Consider the following 20,278-nt stretch of genomic DNA (forward strand, 5'->3'; position numbering starts at 1 on the left):
TTATGGCAAGAATTGCAGGTGTAGACATACCAAAAAACAAAAGAGGAGTGATCTCTTTAACTTATATCTATGGAATAGGTAGAAGTAGATCAAAAGAAATTTTAGCAGAAGCTAAGGTAGACGAAAGTATTAAAGTTCAAGATTGGACCGATGACCAAATTAGTGGTATTCGTGAAGCTGTTGGTACTTTTACTATTGAAGGTGAATTACGTTCTGAAACTCAATTAAACATTAAGCGATTAATGGATATAGGGTGTTACAGAGGTATTCGTCATAGATCAAGTCTTCCATTGAGAGGGCAACGTACTAAAAACAACTCTAGAACCAGAAAAGGTAGAAGAAAGACGGTTGCTAACAAGAAAAAAGCAACTAAGTAATAATTAGAAATATTTAGTCTTTAGTATTTAGACGTTGGAAGGAATCTGTTTGAAATTACGGTTTAGGATTCTAGCGACTATCACTGAAACTAAGCACTAGAAAATATGGCAAAGACAAGCACAAAAAAACGTAAAGTTATAGTAGATGCCGTTGGAGAAGCTCATGTTACAGCTTCATTCAATAACATCATTATTTCACTTACCAACAAAAAAGGAGATGTGATTTCATGGTCTTCAGCTGGTAAAATGGGATTTAGAGGTTCAAAGAAAAACACACCTTATGCTGCTCAATTGGCTGCTGAAGATGCTGCAGGAGTAGCACAAGAAGCTGGATTAAAAAAAGTAAAGGTTTATGTTAAAGGACCAGGAAATGGTAGAGAATCTGCTATTCGTTCTATCCACAATGCAGGCATTGAGGTAACAGAAATTATTGATGTTACACCATTACCACATAATGGTTGTAGACCTCCTAAGCGTAGAAGAGTATAATAATTTTAGATGTACGAATTACGATTTTTAAATTTTGAAATCATAAATCGGCAATCATAAATCGTAAATTAATTAATTAACAAGTATCAACGAGAGATCAATGATTTTCGAAGGATAAGATTAAGACCTTAATTCATAATCACTCTCAAAAACACAATTTAAAATGGCAAGATATACTGGTCCTAAAACTAAAATAGCTCGTAAATTTGGCGAAGCTATCTTCGGAGACGATAAGTCGTTCGAAAAAAGAAATTACCCTCCAGGTCAACATGGAAACGCAAGACGTCGTGGGAAAAAATCTGAATATGCAATCCAATTAATGGAGAAGCAAAAAGCTAAATATACTTACGGTATTTTAGAAAGACAATTTAGAGGTTTGTTTAAAAAAGCAAGAGCTGCACAAGGAATTACTGGTGAAGTTCTATTACAACTTTGTGAGTCTAGATTAGACAACGTGGTATTCAGAATGGGAGTAGCTCCTACTAGAAGTGGTGCGAGACAATTAGTATCGCACAGACACATTACTGTAAACGGTGAATTAGTAAATATTCCTTCTTACTCTTTAAAGGCTGGTGATGTTGTTGCGGTAAGAGAAAAATCAAAATCACTTGAGGCTATTGAAAGATCACTTTCAAATTCAAGTAGTGTTTATGAATGGATAACTTGGAATGATGATACCAAACAAGGAACTTATGTTTCTATTCCAGCAAGAATCCAAATTCCAGAAAACATAAACGAACAATTCATCGTCGAATTATATTCTAAATAATAAATTAATCATATTGGTATTTGGCCAAAGGGTTTATAAGTATTTCTTCAAACTTTTAGACCGCGCAACTAAATAACAATTAAAACGAAGAAAAATATGGCAGTATTTAATTTCCAAAAACCAGACAAAGTAATCATGATTGATTCTACTGATTTCGAAGGTAAATTCGAATTCAGACCACTAGAACCTGGTTACGGACTAACAGTAGGTAATGCATTAAGAAGAGTTTTATTGTCTTCTTTAGAAGGATTTGCTATCACATCGGTTAGAATTGAAGGTGTAGATCATGAATTTTCAGCAATCGCTGGAGTAGTGGAAGATGTAACAGAAATCATCTTAAACTTAAAGCAAGTTCGTTTTAAAAGACAAATTGAAGATATTGATAATGAATCAATCTCTATTTCAATTTCTGGTCAAGATAGAATCACAGCTGGAGATTTCCAAAAATTTATCTCAGGATTTCAAGTATTAAATACAGAGTTAGTAATCTGTAACTTAGACCCTAAAGTGAATATTAATATGGAAATCACCATTGAAAAAGGTAGAGGATATGTACCTGCAGAGGAAAACAAAAAGGCTTCTGCACCAATAGGAACTATCTTTACGGACTCCATTTATACACCAATAAAAAACGTTAAGTATAGTATTGAAAACTATCGTGTTGAACAAAAAACTGATTATGAAAAATTAGTTTTTGAAATCATCACGGATGGATCAATTACGCCACAAGACGCTTTAACTGAAGGTGCTAAAACATTAATACACCACTTCATGTTATTCTCTGATGAGCGTATCACGTTAGAAGCTGATGAAATAGCACAAACTGAAACTTATGATGAAGAATCACTTCACATGAGACAGTTGCTTAAAACTAAGCTTATCGATATGGATTTATCTGTTCGAGCGCTTAATTGTCTAAAAGCTGCGGAAGTTGATACTTTAGGAGACTTAGTATCATTCAATAAAAATGATTTAATGAAATTCAGAAACTTCGGTAAGAAGTCTTTAACAGAGCTTGAAGAGCTTGTAAATGTTAAAGGATTAAATTTTGGAATGGATTTAAGTAAATATAAATTAGATAAAGACTAACGATTTAAGATGTTAGATTTACGAATTACGATTTTCAAATCATAATTCAAAAAATCGTAATTCAAAAATCGTCAATCGTAAATTAATAATAACCATCATATTTTGCTCTCTCTTCGTTTAAATGAAAAAGGGATATGGTAGCAAGATGATAATTAAAAAGTCATGAGACACGGAAAAAAAGTAAACCACTTAGGTAGACAAACAGCGCACAGAAAAGCAATGTTGGCAAATATGGCTTGTTCTTTAATAGAGCATAAGCGTATTAACACAACTGTAGCAAAAGCAAAAGCTTTAAAACAGTTTGTAGAGCCAATGATTACCAAATCTAAAGAAGATACAACGCACAACAGACGTATTGTTATGGCGAAGCTAAGACAAAAAGATGCTGTTGCTGAATTGTTTAGAGATGTTGCCGCTAAAATAGCTGATAGACCAGGAGGTTATACTAGAATTATAAAACTAGGTAATCGTTTAGGTGATAACGCTGATATGGCTATGATAGAGCTTGTTGATTACAACGAAATCTACAACGCAGATAAAGCTAAGAAGAAAACAACTAGAAGAAGCAGAAGAGGTGGTTCTAAAACAGAAACTGCTCCAGTTGAAGCTGCTCCAGTTGAAACTAAGGCATCTAACGAAGAAGAATAATGTTAATAAGCATTTAATATAAAAAGGATAAACTATTTTAGTTTATCCTTTTTTTTATGCAATTTTGCGAAACCTTGTTTCCGTACAGGCGGGAATCTCATAAAAATTATAATGAAATATCAAAAAAGACAAAAAGCTATCGTTCTTCTAGCAGATGGTACTATTTTTTACGGTAAAGCAGTTGGTAATAAACAAGGCACTTCGTTTGGAGAAGTATGCTTTAATACTGGGATGACAGGTTACCAAGAAATTTTTACTGATCCTTCTTATTATGGGCAACTCATGGTAGCTACTAATGCTCATATTGGTAATTACGGAACTAATAAAGATGAAGTTGAATCTGATTCTATTAAAATTGCAGGCCTCATAGTGAAAAATTTTAGTTATGAATACTCTAGAGATGCGGCAGACGGATCGTTAGAAGATTTTCTAGATAAAAATGACTTATTAGCTATTTCAGATGTTGACACTAGAGCTTTAGTAAGTTATATTAGAGATCATGGAGCTATGAATGCTGTTATTTCAACTGAAGTTGATAATGTTGAAAGTCTAAAAAAACAATTAGCTCAAGTTCCTAATATGGAAGGATTAGAGTTGGCCTCAAAAGTATCCACTAAAGAACCCTATTTTTTTGGCGATGAAAAGGCTACTTACAAAGTTGCAGCTTTGGATATCGGAATTAAAAAGAATATTTTGCGCCATATTGCAAGTAGAGATGCTTACATTAAAGTGTTTCCGTATAACGCCAAATTTGAAGATTTAGAAGCGTTTAAACCAGATGGGTACTTTTTATCAAACGGACCAGGTGACCCAGAACCTTTGGTGGAAGCTCAAGAAGTTGCGAAAGAAATTATTAAAAGAGATTTACCTTTATTTGGTATTTGTTTAGGGCATCAAGTAATTGCTCGAGCTAATGGTGTTTCAACCTATAAAATGCATAACGGTCATAGAGGTATAAACCATCCTGTAAAAAACTTAATTACTGGTAAAGGTGAAATTACATCTCAAAACCATGGTTTTGCTGTAGATAAAGATGAAGCAGAAGCAAATTCAGATTTAGAAATCACACATGTACATTTAAATGATCATACAGTAGCTGGTTTAGCTATGAAAAACAAGAATGTATTTTCTGTACAATATCATCCAGAGGCTAGTCCTGGGCCACATGATTCCTCTTATCTTTTTGATCAATTCATTGAAAATCTAAAGAAATAAACTTTAAATAAACCTCAATCATAGTTTGCTATTTTTGAGGTTTATTATAATTAAACTCCTTGATGGATAACATCGAGGTTTCATTTGAAATTGTCATTCTCGCGAAGGCGGGAATCTACTAAAACGTTATAGATGTTTTTTTGTGTATTTCTTCAAAAACATCTAAAAATAAACAAGATTTAGCCGTAAATTTGAAGTGAACTTATTTGAACTTTTTATGTTTAGGCGAGAATTAGTCATTTTGTGACCATTTGAAGGCTTTTTTTAGTTGCATAGCATCGCTAAGGAATAAAAAAAAGATAAAAAATGGGTGCAAAAGGGCAATTTTTTAGCAAATTGAGAAAGCTTAAATAAGTTCATTACTAAACGATTAAAAACAAACCAATTATGAGTATAATAATAAATATCCACGCAAGACAAATTCTAGATTCAAGAGGTAACCCAACGGTTGAAGTAGATGTAGTAACTGAAAACAATATATTAGGTAGAGCTGCTGTACCATCGGGAGCATCAACAGGTGAGCATGAAGCGGTTGAATTACGTGATGGTGGTAATACTTATATGGGTAAGGGTGTTTTAAAAGCGGTTGATAATGTAAACTCTATCATTGTAGAAGAGTTGATAGGTGTTTCAGTTTTTGAGCAAAACCTTATTGATAAAATAATGATTGATTTAGATGGTACACCAAACAAATCTAAATTAGGTGCAAATGCTATTTTAGGTGTTTCTTTAGCGGTAGCAAAAGCTGCAGCAAATGAATTAAATATGCCATTGTATCGTTATGTAGGAGGTGTTTCTGCAAACACATTGCCTTTACCAATGATGAATATCATCAACGGTGGTTCTCATAGTGATGCACCAATTGCATTTCAAGAGTTTATGATTATGCCAGTTAAAGCTAAAAACTTTACGCATGCTATGCAAATGGGAACTGAGATTTTTCATAACCTTAAAAAAGTATTGCACGATAGAAACTTAAGTACTGCTGTAGGAGATGAAGGTGGTTTTGCTCCAAACTTAGCGGGCGGAACTGAAGATGCTTTGGAAACCATTGCGAAAGCTGTTACAAATGCCGGATACAAATTTGGTGATGAAGTTAAGATAGCATTGGATTGTGCTTCTGCTGAATTCTATGAAAATGGAAAATACGATTACAAAAAGTTTGAAGGCGATACAGGTATTGTAAGAACAAGTAAGGAACAAGCTGATTACTTAGCAGAATTAGTGGCTAAGTATCCAATTATTTCTATTGAAGATGGAATGGATGAAAACGATTGGGAAGGATGGAAATATTTAACTGAATTAGTTGGTGATAAAGTGCAATTAGTAGGTGATGATTTATTTGTAACAAACGTAGAGCGTTTATCTAGAGGTATTGAAGAAGGTATAGCCAATTCAATCCTTATTAAAGTAAACCAAATTGGTACATTAACTGAAACTATTGCTGCTGTAAATATGGCGCATAATGCAGGTTACACATCTGTAATGTCCCACCGTTCAGGTGAAACAGAAGATAATACAATTGCAGATTTAGCAGTGGCTTTAAATACAGGGCAAATTAAAACAGGTTCTGCTTCTCGTAGCGACCGTATGGCAAAATACAATCAATTACTTCGTATTGAGGAAGAATTAGGTGAAGTTGCCTATTTTCCACAAGAAAAAGCTTTCAAAATAAAATAAGAAACATTTTAGTTTTTATACAAAAAGCGATTATTTTTTAATAATCGCTTTTTTATTTAGTATCAATTTATATAAGTCCTAATTCTACGAAATCGTTATAGATAATCCTAAAAAATAAAGAGATATTTCGTAAATTAGCATTCAGTATAACTTAAATAAATTATATAGAAAATCATGTCAGATACAGCTATTCTAGAAATAAACGGTGAAAAACACAAATTTCCATTAATCACTGGAACGGAAAACGAAGTAGCTATGGATATTAAAACGCTTAGAAGCGTTACAAAAGGGGTAACAACCCTCGATCCAGGTTATAAAAACACAGGTTCGTGTGAAAGTGCTATTACATTTTTAGATGGCGAAAAAGGTATTTTGAGATATAGAGGATATTCTATTGAAGAATTAGCTGAAAAAGCTGATTTCTTAGAAGTTGCTTACTTGTTAATTTTTGGAGAGTTACCTAATTCTGAGCAATTAGAAAAATTTCATTCAGATATAAAGGAACAATCCATTGTTGATGATGATGTAAAGAAGATTTTAGATGCATTTCCAAAGACAGCACACCCTATGGGCGTTTTGTCTTCACTAACAAGTGCTTTAACGGCTTTTAATCCGTCTAGCGTTAATGTTGATTCAAAAGAGGATATGTATAATTCTGTAGTGCGTATTCTTGGTAAATTTCCGGTATTAGTAGCATGGACAATGCGTAAAAAACAAGGATTACCACTAGATTATGGAGATAAAAAATTAGGTTATGTAGAGAATGTTTTAAAAATGATGTTTAAAAAACCTAATGAAGATTATATTCAAAATCCAATTTTAATTAACGCTTTAGATAAGTTGTTAATTTTACATGCTGACCATGAACAAAATTGTTCTACATCAACAGTTAGAATTGTAGGGTCGTCTCATGCAGGTTTATTTGCTTCGCTTTCTGCTGGTATTTCGGCACTTTGGGGGCCACTTCATGGTGGTGCAAACCAAGCTGTATTAGAAATGCTTGAAGCTATTAAAGAAGATGGGGGAGATACTAAAAAATATATGGCTAAGGCTAAAGATAAAAACGATCCATTCCGTTTAATGGGGTTTGGGCATCGTGTTTATAAAAACTTTGATCCTCGAGCAAAAATAATCAAAGTGGCCGCAGATGAAGTGCTAGGCGATTTGGGTGTTGATGATCCAATTTTAGAAATTGCAAAAGGTTTAGAAAAAGAGGCTTTGGAAGATAAATATTTTGTAGATCGTAAATTATATCCAAATGTAGATTTTTATTCTGGAATCATTTACAGAGGGATGGGAATTCCAACAGATATGTTTACTGTGATGTTCGCTTTAGGGCGTTTACCTGGTTGGATAGCCCAATGGAGTGAAATGCGTTTAAATAAAGAACCAATAGGTAGACCAAGACAGTTGTATATTGGTGAAACTGAAAGAGCTTTTAAAGATATTAAGAAAAGATAAATAAGAAATAATATTATATAATTGTTAAGCTTCATGAAAATTTCATGAGGCTTTTTCTTTTTTTGAGCATTATTTTAAGAATAATGCAAAATGTATTTAATTATTCTTAGTTTTGGTGTTTAAAACCGGAAAGACCTATTTAGTGTCTGGACGGAAACACAGCAAAATTAAATTTGTTTCTTTTTGCGCCCTTTCAGTTTATTTTTAATCGCTTGATACTAAGGCATCAACTCATAAAAACTAAACAAAAATGACATCAAAAATAATTCAAATTATAAAAATCGTCTGTTTCCGTCCAGACACTATTTAATCAGAAAGTATGATAAAATTGAATATTCAAAATGAAACTTCTAAACTACGTGCTGTTGTTTTAGGTACTGCCGAAAGTAATGGACCTATTCCTAAAGTTGAAGATTGTTATGACCCTAAAAGTATTGAACATATTTTGGCAGGGACTTATCCTACTGAGGCAGATATGATTGAAGAAATGTATGCCGTTGCTAAGGTTTTTGATAAATATGATATTCAAGTTTACAGACCTGAAGTTATAAAGGATTGTAATCAAATATTTGCAAGAGATATAGCCTTTGTGATTGATGATGTTTTAATTGAGGCTAATATTCTACCTCATAGAGAAGAAGAGGTACAAGCTATCGATTATATCTGGAATCAAGTAGCAGAAGATAAACGCGTGATATTACCGGAAGCATGCCATGTAGAAGGCGGAGATGTTATGCCATGGAATGATTATATTTTTATAGGCACCTATTCTGGTGAAGATTATCCAGAACTAATTACAGCACGAACTAATGCTGATGCCGTTATCGCCATTCAAGAACTTTTTCCAAATAAAATTGTAAAATCTTTTGAACTCAGAAAGTCTAATACAAATCCAAAAGAGAATGCATTACATTTAGATTGTTGTTTTAACCCCATAGGAAAAGGAAAAGCAATCATTCATAAAAATGGATTTTTAATTGAAAATGAATATGAATGGTTAGTTAATTTCTTTGGAAAAGAAAACGTTTTTGAAATCAACAAAGATGAAATGTACCAAATGTGTAGTAACATATTTTCAATATCTGAAGATGTTATTATTTCAGAACAAAACTTTACTAGACTTAATAAATGGTTAAGAGGTCAAGGTTTTACGGTTGAAGAAGTGCCTTATGCTGAAATAGGTAAACAAGAAGGGTTATTAAGATGTACAACAATGCCATTAATTAGAGATTAATTTTTGACTAAATGATTTTGATTTAACAACTTCGGTTGTTTCAAATTCATCAATATCAATTCTAAATAAGTTTGAAGAAGGTGTTCTAGAATATTCGTTTTCTGTATAACCACCAATTATATATAGTTTGTTTTTATAGAAATGCATTCTTGAAGCTTCTAACTTCAAGTTGATATCATATTCATTCAGTGTTTTTGTAATAATATTATACGTTAATATCTTAGAGTTTCCTAGAATATATATAATATTATCTGAGTAAGCTAAAGCAGGGTTCTTAATACCGCTAAATAATTCACCTTCATTGTCCCAATCTCCAGTGGTTATATTATAGGTTTCAATTTCGGTTAGAGGGCTGCCATTAAAGCCTCCAAATAAGTAAATCATGTTTTCTATTATAACACCTTTTACTTCCTTGGTTGCAGTCATGTTTTTTAACTCATACCAATAGCCAGACTCGACGTTGTAAATATGAGATTTATCTGTGTAAATCTTTTCGCCATTTTTGTTCATTTTTATGGAGCCTCCCATAACTATAAGGTTGTTATTGTAGCTAAATGACGCAAAATTTACACCTTGATGTGGGTTTGTTTGATCTATAATTATTCTGTCATTCTTAATATTGTAAACTTCAATAGTATCATCTAAATACTCCTTTTTTTTGTTTATTGATAACCTTTTTCCACCTATGACATACAATTTATTATTAATAAGGTTTGTATTATGATAGGCGCGTTCTCTAAATTTTAAATCAGATTTAATCCAATCATCATTGGTAATATTGTAAACAAGGAGATCATCTTTGTAATTCTCCCATGTGGGGTTTAAAACAAGTCTTTTTAGTAAATCACTAAAATTAGATTTTGGCAAATTTTGAACTTCCAATAAGGCTTTTTTACCTGTGTCTTCTAAATATGAGCCATCTCCACCAATAAGATATATCTTATCGTCAATTAACTTGGAATCAAAAGAATGAACTCCTCTTCTTAAAGAAGATAATTTTCTAAAACGTATTTCTTTTTTTAATTTTCGATTGGTAAGAAGAGTAATTTCTTTGAGTTGTTCAGTTTTTTTATAAAGATTTATAGTGAAGTCATTTTTTTTAAGTTCTGATAACACTAGGTTTTGAGGGTAATAGCCAATTATTGAAACAGTTAAAGTATCTAAGCTGTAAAAATCAGAGTCAATTTTTAAATTATAAAATCCTTTTCTATTTGTTGTTGTTCCTTTTTTAAGGTTTTTAAAGTAAACAGATACATTTTCTAATGGCGTTTTAGTTTCTGCATCTATAATTTTGCCTTTTATGGTTTGTCCAAATAAACAATATGTTGAAAAAAAGAAGATTACAAAATATTTCATTCTTGAAAAAGAAGCTTAATTATTTAATTTAAAGTTAATACAATTCAACTTAAAAAAAAGTAGTTTTGTATTATAAAAATATATAATGCAACAAACAACAAATACAATTTTAATGGTACGTCCTGTAAATTTCAGGATGAACGAACAGACTGCTGTTAATAATTATTATCAAGAATCTATTGATGGTGTTTTACCAGAAACGATTAATGCTAAAGCTCAAAAAGAGTTTGATGGTTTTGTTGAAAAACTCAGGAGTATTGGAGTAAATGTTATCGTTGTAAATGATAGAATTGAAACAGATACACCTGATTCAATTTTTCCAAATAACTGGGTGTCTTTTCATGAAAATGGAGATGTTGGCCTCTATCCCATGTTTGCAAAAAATAGACGTCTAGAACGTCGGGAAGACATTCTTGAAACTTTAGAAGCGAAAGGTTTTATTATCAATAATATTGTTGATTATACTAGTGCTGAGGAAGAGCACCTGTTTTTGGAAGGAACAGGAAGTGTTTTATTAGATCGTGTAAATAGAAAAGCTTATTGTGCTTTATCGCCGCGTGCCGATGAAGATTTGTGTATTGAATTCTGTGAAGATTTTGAATATACTCCAATAATATTTACCTCAAATCAGACGGTAAACGGTGAACGGAAGGCTATATATCATACTAATGTTATGATGTGTATAGGAGAAACATTTGCCGTGATTTGTTTGAGTAGTATTGATGATAAAAAAGAGCGTAAAAACGTTATCGAGCACCTTAAAGAAGATGGTAAAGAAATTATTGATATTACAGAGGAGCAAGTCAATAATTTTGCAGGTAATATGCTTCAAGTTAAAGCCACAAATGATGAGCGTTACTTAATTATGAGTCAAGCGGCTTATGATTCACTTACTGATTCTCAAGTAAAAACAATTAAAAAGCATACCAAAGTGTTATCAAGCCCTTTAGAAACTATTGAAACTTGTGGTGGTGGTAGTGCAAGATGTATGATGGCTGAGGTGTTTTTGCCTAAAAGTTAATTTGGCTGATAGTTGCGTTAGGGATTGAACGGTTTGTTTGAGCTCGCCGACGTAGGAGGAAGCGAGTAGTGAAAGCCCGACCTTTAGGTAACGCCCATCAACTGAATAAAAATTTTAAAGTTCTAAGAAGATGGTCTGGATTTAGGTAATTGCACATAAAACGTGCTTCCAACACCTTGAGTGCTTTCTACCCAAATTTTACCATTGTTTAATTCTACCAGTTCTTTACATATAGAAAGTCCTAGACCTGTACCTTTCTCGTTATCGGTACCCATAGTAGTGAAAGAGTTGTCTTTAAATAATTTATCAAGGTTTTCTTTTGAAATACCTATCCCTGTGTCTGCAATACTTACAATACAACTGCCATTACTTATATGGTTTGAAATAGTAATAGTATCGCCATTTTTACAGAATTTAAGAGCGTTGGCAAGTAGGTTTTGCACAACAATTTCAAACATACTTCGGTCGGCATAAGCAAAGTCTCGTAAAGTATGATCAACTAAGGCTATACCTTTGTTTTCCATACGTTGATCTACAAGTTTTACTTTACTTTCAAAAACCTCTTGAATATCAAAAAGACTAGGTTTTGGTTCTAAAGATTGCATTTGAGATTTAGACCAGTTAAGTAAGTTAAAAAGAAGTAATGAAGCGTTATTGGCATTTTCACTTAATTCTGGTATTAAATCATCAAACTCTTCTCTTGATAAGGATCCGTCTTTTAATAAATCTATAAAACCATTAATTGAAGATAGTGAATCTTTTAAATCATGAGAAACAATAGAGAATAGTTTATCTTTTACATTGTTTACATTTTCAAGGTGCTTGGTTTGTTCTGAATAGGCTTCATTTTGTAACTCAATTTTAACATTCTTTTCTTCCAGCTCCTGCATGTATTTAATACTGTTATTTCGTTTAAAATAAGTTAAAATTAATAGTGCGGAAACTACAATAAAGGCAGCAAGTAATGCGTATAAAATAATTTTATACTTGTCTAACATTTTATTATTTATTTCAACTTTTTCAGATGAAGTTACTCTATTAGAAGACGCAAAAACTTCTGGTTTGTTCTCTAAATTTGAGTTTAAATCAATATCAATAGATTTTTCAGAACTAGTAATAGGTTTAATTTTAGTTTTTTTAAGACTGTTATTCAATTCATAATACTCACGTTGCCATACAAAAGCTCTATCAAAACGTTCTCTAGTAGAATCTAAAGACTTCATTAATTTGTAATGTCTCAGTAACTCGGTTTTGTTATTTAAGCTTTGAGCAATTTCGCCAGCGTCAAGAAGTTGTTTTTCAGCTATATTTAATCTGCCTTGTTTAAGGTTCAAATCTCCTAAATTGTTTAAAGCCAGTAATAAACCAGCTTTGTTTTTTATTCGCGTATTAATATTGTAACCTTGTATTAAATATTTTGTGGCTTTGTCGTAATCGTTAAACTTTAAATACTCGCCACCTAATTTTGAGAATACCAGTCCACGAATAGAATCATTATCCGATTCATTACCTTCTAAGACTTTTTCGTAATATTCTATAGCCTTTCGGTGTTCTTTTTTATTGGAATAAAGTTCCGCTAATTTGCTGTGCGATTCATTAATACCTTTAGCGTCATTAAGTTTCATTTGAACACCCAAGGCTTTCAAATAAAATTCCATAGCTTTTTCGAATAAATTAATATTGTAATAAGCTTTGGCTAAATTGCTATAAGCTAAGTTAAGGTCTTTAACTAGGTTTCTCTTTTCAAGTTCTTTTATGGCTGATAAAGAAAATTGTAAACCTTTATTATAATTCCCTCGTTTAATCTCTATTAAACCAATACTGTTATTAACCTTGGCAACGCTTAATGTATCGTTTAGGATATTAAATAATGCTTTCGATTTATTATAACCGCTAACAGCGTTAATATAATCGTCTTTTTGGGCATAAATTAGAGACTTATAATATGTAATTTCTGCAATACCCTGTTTGTAGTTAAGATTATTTGAAAGTTTTTCACTTTTTAAGATATACTCACGTGCTCTTTCGTAATCGTTTATGTCGTAAAGGGCTTTGATAATTTTTAAGGAAGTCTCTACTTTTAATGAGTCTTTTTCTTGAAAAGCTAACTCTAAAGCAAGCTTATCTATGTCATTAGTTTGCGAGAAACCAATAGATATAGACAACATGATCAGTAAAGTAGTTATTCTCCTCATTTTAACATTTAAATCACAACTATTAAGAAAGCAACATAAAAGGGGGGCTTAATTTGAGGGAAAATTAAGATTGCTCTATTTGGCTGTAATTATTTGTTAGTGTTTAATTTTTCACCCGAAAAAAATTCGGATTAATAGCATTACTACACAAAAGTTGACAAAAGGATATTTAAAATCTAATTTCTGCGTTTTAATACCAATAAATTAGATGAAAGGACATCGAAAAAATAGTACTAAAATCGACGAATAGATGAACGGCAAAAATCATAGAAAAAGAACACTTTGATCGATGAAATGCATCTGGGTTTTGATTATACTAAACATTTATTATAAATGTAAGAATTTCAATATTTTAGGTGATTGAGTAGATATTCTTGATTATTGAAGAAATTTATAGGATTCTAGTCCTGATTGAAACAATAATTCCATGCCCATATAAAAAACAGGTTCTAAACTTGATTTAAAATTCTATCTTTGCAGCCTTAAAAATGAGTAAAATGAGCCTTCAAGAGACTTTATTAAATTACGTAAAACAAGCTGTAAAATCTGATTTTAAAATCGAGTTAGAAACCGTCGAATTTCAAGCTACCAGAAAAGAATTTGCAGGAGATATCACCGTAGTTATTTTCCCAATGTTACGTTTTGTGAAAGGAAATCCAGTACAAATAGGTGAGATTATTGGTAATTATTTAGTTGAACATGTTGCTGAGGTTAAGGCATTTAATGTTGTAAAAGGGTTTTTGAATATTGAAATAAGTGATGCTTACTACATCTGTTTTTTCAATAGCATAAAAGATAATAAAATGTATGGTTTTGTTTCGCCAAAGGCAGAAGAAAAAGCCATTATGGTTGAGTATTCTTCACCAAACACTAATAAACCGTTGCATTTAGGGCACGTGAGAAATAATCTTTTGGGCTATAGTGTTGCTGAAATTTTAAAAGCATCGGGTAAAAAAGTTTATAAAACCCAAATTATTAATGATAGAGGGATTCATATTTGCAAAAGTATGTTGGCTTGGAAACGTTTTGGTAATGGTGAAACCCCAGAATCTTCAGGTTTAAAAGGTGATAAATTAGTTGGTAATTATTATGTGAAGTTTGACCAAGAATATAAAAAAGAAATCCAAGATTTAATTTCTAAAGGAGGTTCTGAAGATGATGCAAAAAAGCACGCTCCAATATTAATTGAAGCTCAAAATATGCTTTTAAAATGGGAAGCAGGCGATGAAGAGGTTGTAGCGCTTTGGAAAAAAATGAATGGCTGGGTTTATGAAGGTTTTGCTGAAAGCTATAAAAATTTAGGAGTAGATTTTGATACCTTATATTATGAAAGTAATACCTATTTATTAGGAAAGGAATTTGTTGCTGAAGGACTAAAATTAGGCGTGTTTCAAAAAGAAGACGATGGATCAGTTTGGTGTGATTTAACCGAAGATGGACTAGATAAAAAAATAGTACAGCGTGCAGATGGTACTGCGGTTTATATGACGCAAGATATCGGAACAGCTATTCAACGTATTAAAGATTTTCCAGATGTTGGCGGTATGGTTTATACGGTTGGAAATGAACAAGATTATCACTTTCAAGTGTTGTTTTTAATTTTGAAAAAGCTAGGTTTTGAATGGGCTAAGAATTTATATCATTTAAGTTACGGTATGGTAGATTTACCTAGTGGAAAAATGAAGAGTAGAGAAGGAACTGTGGTGGATGCAGATGATTTAATTGACGATATGTCTTCTACAGCCGAAGAGATTTCAGAAGAACTGGGTAAACTAGATGGTTATTCAAAAGAAGAAAAAAAGGAACTCTATAAAACAATAGGTTTAGGTGCTTTAAAATATTACGTTTTAAAAGTTGATCCAAAAAAGCGTATTTTGTTTGACCCAAAAGAATCTATAGATTTTCAAGGTAATACGGGGCCTTTTATACAATATACTTATGCCAGAATTCAATCTATTTTGCGTAAAGCTAATTTAAATGATGTTGGCGCTCCCGATGGCTATCGGGACGAAACACAACTTCACCCAAAAGAAAAAGAACTTATTAAGCAAATTCAGTTATTTCCAGAAGTTGTTCAAAATGCGGCCGATAATCATAGTCCTGCATTAATTGCCAATTATACCTATGATTTGGTTAAAGAATTTAATTCTTTTTATCAAAACGTTTCAATTTTAGGAGCTGATAATGACTCTGAGAAAGCGTTAAGAGTGCAATTATCTCATGTGGTTGCGAATACGATTAAAAATAGTTTTGGGTTATTAGGGATTCATGTTCCAGAGCGAATGTAGTTTTTAAGGATTCGTTTCACGCTTGATAAAAAATCCTTGGAATGTTTTTTATCTAGCATTAAACGACATAGTTGGTAGAGATTATTTACTAAACCAACTTTTAAGAAATGACTTTCATATCTTCTTTATGGACGTCTACTTTCTGTTTATCTAGTTGTTCAGTCTTAAATTTTGGCATATTGTCTTTTCTGTGAAATGTAATGGGTACGGGTAGCACAGTAGCTAACCCTATAATTAATACTAAAGCTAAAAGCCTTAGTGCTTTTTTTATTGACTTCATAATAATATAATGGCTATAACATCAATACAATTGATGTTATGAAATTAAACATGTAGTGAGATTTGCTAATGGAAAGCAACCAAGTATTACAATTATTTTATGAAGCTGTTTTGATAGTTGCTAGTGTTAATTTGCGCAATAAGATTTTGCTCTAAAAACTGATATTTTAAAAATTGTAATGTCGTTTCTTTTTGAGATTTTAATGTAACATTAATATCTAGAAGTTGCTTGTTTAAAAAGAATTTAAAACTAAAAACGGTATGTTGGTTAAAACTAACTTTTGATGAGGTTGTGTGTAAATGATTATTTTGTTTAGCAGAAGTCCATATGGAATTAGTGCTAATAACAAGTTCGGTTTGTGGTTTTTGTATTTGAGTTGATACACCAATAAACCCAGAAAAAGAAACTAGAGAAATAAGTAGCATAAGGCTACTAAAAAAGAGTTGTATTCTTTTTAGCATATTACAAATATAAAACTTTATTTAAAACTGAACTCTTAAACTTACATTTGGAGTGATACCTAAGGATTTGTTTTCAACGGTATTAATTTCATTATTCTCATCTAAGGTGTAATACGTGTTGATAATGTTGCTTTTGTTTAGAAGATTCCAAATAGAAGCACCTATAGTAGCTCTTGCTGTATCAGAAATATTAAAGGCATAAGTTGCAGAACAATCAACACGTAAATAATCATCTAATCTACTACTATTGGGAGAAGCATAGGATATAACAGCGTCCTCTGAATCATCATCAATAGCAGGCTCTGTGTTTGGTATACCAGAATGCCAATTTAATCCCGCAGCAAACTTAATAGCATTGTTTGTATAAGTGCCAGCAAAAGTTAAGGCATGAGAAATATCTACATTGTTAGGGAATTCCCTCCCATCATTTAACTCATCAAAAGTGTAATTATTACTGCTGTATGAATAAGAAATCCAACTGCTTACTACATCGCTAAATTGTTTGTTTAAAAGCACATCGATACCTTTAATTTCATAACTACCCACGCTATTTACAAATTGAAATTGGTTTTGAAATCCTTGACTTCTTGTAGTAATGCCATCAACCTTTTTTATATAGGTTTCGGCACTTATCAATAATTTGTTTTTGCTGTAATGTAAACCTGCGGAAAGCTGTTTGCTTTTTATAATTGGTATTGGATAGATGGTTTGATTTTCATTAATAACCACGGCTTTGTTATTGTTTGAAAGCACCCAGCGGCGTTTTTCAATGCCTAAAAAATCGTTTTGTAAATCGATGATTTGCGAAGTAGTTTGACTTTTAAATTCGGCTAAAACTTCAAATCGAAAATGATTTAAAAACCTTTGAGAAAAACTTAATCGGGGTTCTGCAAAAAGCAGATCAAATTTTTGAATGTAATTTAATCGACCACCTAAAGTTAATTTGGTTTTAGCATCATTAGATAGAAATCCAGTTTCAGCATAAGCAGAGTGACTTCTTATAACCTCTCTAACAAAACTTCTAAAATTAGGATTATTAACATCTTCTAAATTACTAATACCTACCTCTGTAAATTGATAACCACTATTAATTTTTATTTGACTATTTGCATTATAATTGATATCTAATTTAGCAGAGATATCATACACTTCATTTTTCTGGATTAATCGCTGATTATTAATAACATCAAAATTGGTGGCGTCCAAATCATAATTAGAAACATAAACTTGTGCGATTGTTGAGAGTTTTTCACTCCAATTTCTGGTATAAGTAACTCCAAAGGCTAAGTTTTGTTGAGATAGTTTACTGTTTAAAGCTTCATCCCTGTCGTTTATGGTTGATTGTTCATCATAATTCAAACTGTTATTTACATTTAAAAAATGAAATCGAACTTTATCTTTTTTAGAAATATCATAAAGGAATTTAGCAGCGATATCATAAAAATAAAAAGTTTCATTTTGGGATATCGAATTACTGTTTTTTTTAGATTTTTCAAAATCTGAATCTTGAAAAATACGCTTAAAATATTGGTCGTAAGTTGTCGTGTTTATCAAATCTGTTATAGAGCGACGTGTAGATAATTGTAACTCTGTGTTTTTAGATAAGGGAACTTTAATATACCCATCTATATTAATTAAATTGAAACCTAAACCAGCATCAAATTCGTTATCAATGTCATCTGGTAAATGCATATCAATAATACTAGAAATACCATCTCCATATTTAGCACTTGTGCCATTTTTATAGACGTTAACACGCTTAGTTGTGTGAGGATTAAATGCAGAAATCAACCCGAAAAAGTGACCAGATTGATACATTTTTATACCATCCCAAAGTAGTAAATTTTGGTCGTGGGTACCACCGCGAACATTAATATTTGATACGGTTTCATCTGTACTGAGTACTCCAGGTATAGCTTGTATGGCTTGTAAAACATCTGGCTCAATAAGTCCAGGAAGAATACCAAAAGTTTTCGGTTTTATGGTTAAAGAACCATCGTTCAGTTTTGTAATCCCTGTAGTTAAATAGTTGGTTACAACTACTTCTTCAAGGCTTTGCATCCCAAAATCACCCTTTTCCTTTTTTACGACTTTTATAACAACAAACCTGTTATCTAATAATTCAAAATCTAATTGAGTTTCATGTCTTAGAAACTCTAAAGTTTCTTCTAATGAAAAATCTTTGTCTGGGCTAAGGACTTCTTTATCATTTATCGTGTCGTCAACATAAGAAAAACTAATGTTATAGGTTTCAGAAATTGCTTTTAAAACAACAATAAGTGGTTGCTTTTCTTTTTGAACCGTTTGTGCTTTTACAGCCGCAACATTCAAAAAAAACACAGTAAAAATAATAGAAAGAATAAAGCTTCTATTCACCTTTTAAAGTAATCGTATTATTCGATTTGCTATACGTTGCATGTAAAGGTAAGGTAATTGACTTTAAAGCCACATCCATATTATCATGAGCAAAACTACCTGTGAATAATTGTTCAGAATCAATGCCTATTAAAGTAACATCAACTTGGTATTGTCTTTCAAATTCAGCAATAACGGTTTTGTAAGGTAAACTTCTAAATGTACTTACGTTATTTAACCACGAAGGCGTCGTGCGGTTTTCTTTTTCTTTAGCAATTGTTTTCCCGTCGATAATTAAAAAACTGTCTCCAGGTTTCAATTTTGTTTCTTTCGACTTGTAAGTCACCCCAACTAGTCCTTCGTAGCAAATAACCTCAAAATAATTGTCCCGTTGTTTTACATTAAATTGAGTACCATAAACCCTAACGGTTCCTGATGTGGTTTTTACCTTAAATGATGTTCCTCCTTTAGCAACTTTAAAAAAGGCTTCGCCATGAAGCTCTACTTCGCGTTCATGTTTCCAATCTTTTTTATTGAATGCTAAATATGACTTGGCGTTGAGGGAAACACTAGACGCATCTGGTAATTCTATTGTTGTTTTTTGTGCATATTCAGTAGAAATTTTAGTATCTAAAGTGGTTGTATAATAGTATAAACTAAAAGACACTGCAAGTATCGCAGCAATACGCATTAATGGTTTAAACCAATGTTTAGATGCTTGCTTTTTACTCCCGATAGCTATCGGGGTAATAGCAGATAATACGTTTTCTAATTGCTTAGAAGTGTCGTAATCATCGACTTTAAAAGCTTGCAAGTTGTTATTTAACTTTACTAAATCGTCATAATCTTCAAGGTTTTTAAAAGCCTGAAGTTCTTGATCATTTAGGTTGTTATCTAACCATTTCGATATTAAAATTTCTTTATTCATGATTTCTATACAACTATATAACAGTTAAGTTTTATTTTTTCCTACCCCGAAAATAAAAAAATAAAAAAATAATCCCCATAGCTATCGGAACCAAATCTCAGATTGTTACGCTGAGATTTGCAGAGTTTACGCAGTGATTCACAGAAAAATAGATTTTGTTTTTGAATCAATGTGTTGATTGTTTTTTATGCTTTCATTTTGTTTTTTAGACCATTTATTTGATAAAATCCAAAAAAATGAACTTATTGAGAGTATTGTTCCTATAACAATTACTAACAAAACTTCCGTCTTCTGTCTTCCGTCTTCCGTCTTCTGTCTTCCGTCTTCTGTCTTCCGTCTTCCGTCTTCCGTCTTCTGTCTTCTGTCTTCTGTCTTCTGTCTTCCGTCTTCTGTCTTCCGTCTTCCGTCTTCTGTCTTCCGTCTTCCGTCTTC

The 20,278-nt window shown here is 31.9% G+C and carries 18 protein-coding genes; 11 read left to right on the forward strand and 7 right to left on the reverse strand.

Annotated elements, in window-relative coordinates:
- Nucleotides 1-2 precede the first annotated feature (2 nt).
- The 9 genes from rpsM to AAC024_RS05580 all read left to right on the forward strand — a co-directional run bounded on the left by rpsM (nt 3) and on the right by AAC024_RS05580 (nt 8,962).
- On the forward strand, nt 3-377 hold the full coding sequence (rpsM, locus tag AAC024_RS05540; protein ID WP_339894214.1) for a 30S ribosomal protein S13: 375 nt from the start codon (nt 3-5) through the stop codon (nt 375-377).
- Between the two features lie 105 nt (nt 378-482).
- Nucleotides 483-866 (forward strand): 30S ribosomal protein S11, encoded by a 384-nt coding sequence (rpsK, locus tag AAC024_RS05545; protein WP_034043346.1) that lies wholly within the window; start codon nt 483-485, stop codon nt 864-866.
- A 163-nt stretch (nt 867-1,029) separates the two neighbouring features.
- On the forward strand, nt 1,030-1,635 hold the full coding sequence (gene rpsD / locus AAC024_RS05550; protein ID WP_339894215.1) for a 30S ribosomal protein S4: 606 nt from the start codon (nt 1,030-1,032) through the stop codon (nt 1,633-1,635).
- A 96-nt stretch (nt 1,636-1,731) separates the two neighbouring features.
- Nucleotides 1,732-2,724, forward strand: coding sequence for a DNA-directed RNA polymerase subunit alpha (locus AAC024_RS05555; protein ID WP_339894216.1), 993 nt, complete (start codon nt 1,732-1,734; stop codon nt 2,722-2,724).
- Between the two features lie 162 nt (nt 2,725-2,886).
- Nucleotides 2,887-3,372, forward strand: a complete 486-nt coding sequence (gene rplQ, locus AAC024_RS05560) for a 50S ribosomal protein L17 (protein WP_339894217.1) — start codon at nt 2,887-2,889, stop codon at nt 3,370-3,372.
- A gap of 111 nt (nt 3,373-3,483) precedes the next feature.
- A complete protein-coding gene (gene carA, locus AAC024_RS05565) occupies nt 3,484-4,587 on the forward strand; it encodes a glutamine-hydrolyzing carbamoyl-phosphate synthase small subunit (RefSeq protein WP_339894218.1) in 1,104 nt (367 codons plus the stop codon).
- 387 nt (nt 4,588-4,974) lie between these two features.
- Complete coding sequence (gene eno / locus AAC024_RS05570; protein WP_339894219.1) at nt 4,975-6,267, forward strand: phosphopyruvate hydratase; 1,293 nt, start codon at nt 4,975-4,977, stop codon at nt 6,265-6,267.
- Nucleotides 6,268-6,441: 174 nt separating this feature from the next.
- The gene (locus tag AAC024_RS05575; RefSeq protein ID WP_339894220.1) at nt 6,442-7,728 is read left to right on the forward strand and encodes a citrate synthase; all 1,287 of its coding nucleotides are present in this window, start codon (nt 6,442-6,444) and stop codon (nt 7,726-7,728) included.
- 319 nt (nt 7,729-8,047) lie between these two features.
- Nucleotides 8,048-8,962 carry an arginine deiminase family protein gene (locus AAC024_RS05580; RefSeq protein WP_339894221.1) on the forward strand — a complete coding sequence of 305 codons (915 nt, stop codon included), beginning with the start codon at nt 8,048-8,050 and terminating at the stop codon, nt 8,960-8,962.
- Here AAC024_RS05580 and AAC024_RS05585 read toward each other — a convergent pair.
- Nucleotides 8,948-10,318, reverse strand: a complete 1,371-nt coding sequence (locus AAC024_RS05585) for a carboxypeptidase-like regulatory domain-containing protein (protein WP_339894222.1) — start codon at nt 10,316-10,318, stop codon at nt 8,948-8,950. The genes AAC024_RS05580 and AAC024_RS05585 overlap by 15 nt on opposite strands.
- A gap of 85 nt (nt 10,319-10,403) precedes the next feature.
- Between AAC024_RS05585 and AAC024_RS05590 the strand changes: the two genes are divergently transcribed.
- On the forward strand, nt 10,404-11,339 hold the full coding sequence (locus tag AAC024_RS05590; RefSeq protein ID WP_339894223.1) for an arginine deiminase-related protein: 936 nt from the start codon (nt 10,404-10,406) through the stop codon (nt 11,337-11,339).
- Between the two features lie 122 nt (nt 11,340-11,461).
- Here the strand turns inward: AAC024_RS05590 and AAC024_RS05595 are convergent, their stop codons facing one another.
- Complete coding sequence (locus tag AAC024_RS05595; RefSeq protein WP_339894224.1) at nt 11,462-13,534, reverse strand: tetratricopeptide repeat-containing sensor histidine kinase; 2,073 nt, start codon at nt 13,532-13,534, stop codon at nt 11,462-11,464.
- A 497-nt stretch (nt 13,535-14,031) separates the two neighbouring features.
- On the opposite strand from AAC024_RS05595, the gene argS reads away from it, so the two are divergent.
- Nucleotides 14,032-15,822, forward strand: a complete 1,791-nt coding sequence (argS, locus tag AAC024_RS05600) for an arginine--tRNA ligase (protein WP_339894225.1) — start codon at nt 14,032-14,034, stop codon at nt 15,820-15,822.
- A gap of 100 nt (nt 15,823-15,922) precedes the next feature.
- Here the strand turns inward: argS and AAC024_RS05605 are convergent, their stop codons facing one another.
- The 5 genes from AAC024_RS05605 to AAC024_RS05625 form a co-directional block, all read right to left on the reverse strand.
- Complete coding sequence (locus AAC024_RS05605) at nt 15,923-16,102, reverse strand: hypothetical protein (protein WP_339894226.1); 180 nt, start codon at nt 16,100-16,102, stop codon at nt 15,923-15,925.
- 92 nt (nt 16,103-16,194) lie between these two features.
- A complete protein-coding gene (locus AAC024_RS05610) occupies nt 16,195-16,563 on the reverse strand; it encodes a hypothetical protein (RefSeq protein WP_339894227.1) in 369 nt (122 codons plus the stop codon).
- Nucleotides 16,564-16,584: 21 nt separating this feature from the next.
- Entirely contained in the window at nt 16,585-18,939 is a 2,355-nt protein-coding gene (locus AAC024_RS05615; protein WP_339894228.1) for a TonB-dependent receptor plug domain-containing protein, read from the reverse strand.
- The gene (locus tag AAC024_RS05620) at nt 18,932-19,846 is read right to left on the reverse strand and encodes a FecR family protein (RefSeq protein ID WP_339894229.1); all 915 of its coding nucleotides are present in this window, start codon (nt 19,844-19,846) and stop codon (nt 18,932-18,934) included. Before AAC024_RS05620 ends, AAC024_RS05615 begins: the two co-directional genes overlap by 8 nt.
- 138 nt (nt 19,847-19,984) lie before the next feature.
- On the reverse strand, nt 19,985-20,278 hold a 294-nt coding region (locus tag AAC024_RS05625; RefSeq protein ID WP_339894230.1), incomplete at its 5' end, for a hypothetical protein.

The sequence above is a fragment of the uncultured Algibacter sp. genome, from assembly GCF_963976535.1.
Lineage (GTDB): Bacteria > Bacteroidota > Bacteroidia > Flavobacteriales > Flavobacteriaceae > Algibacter_B.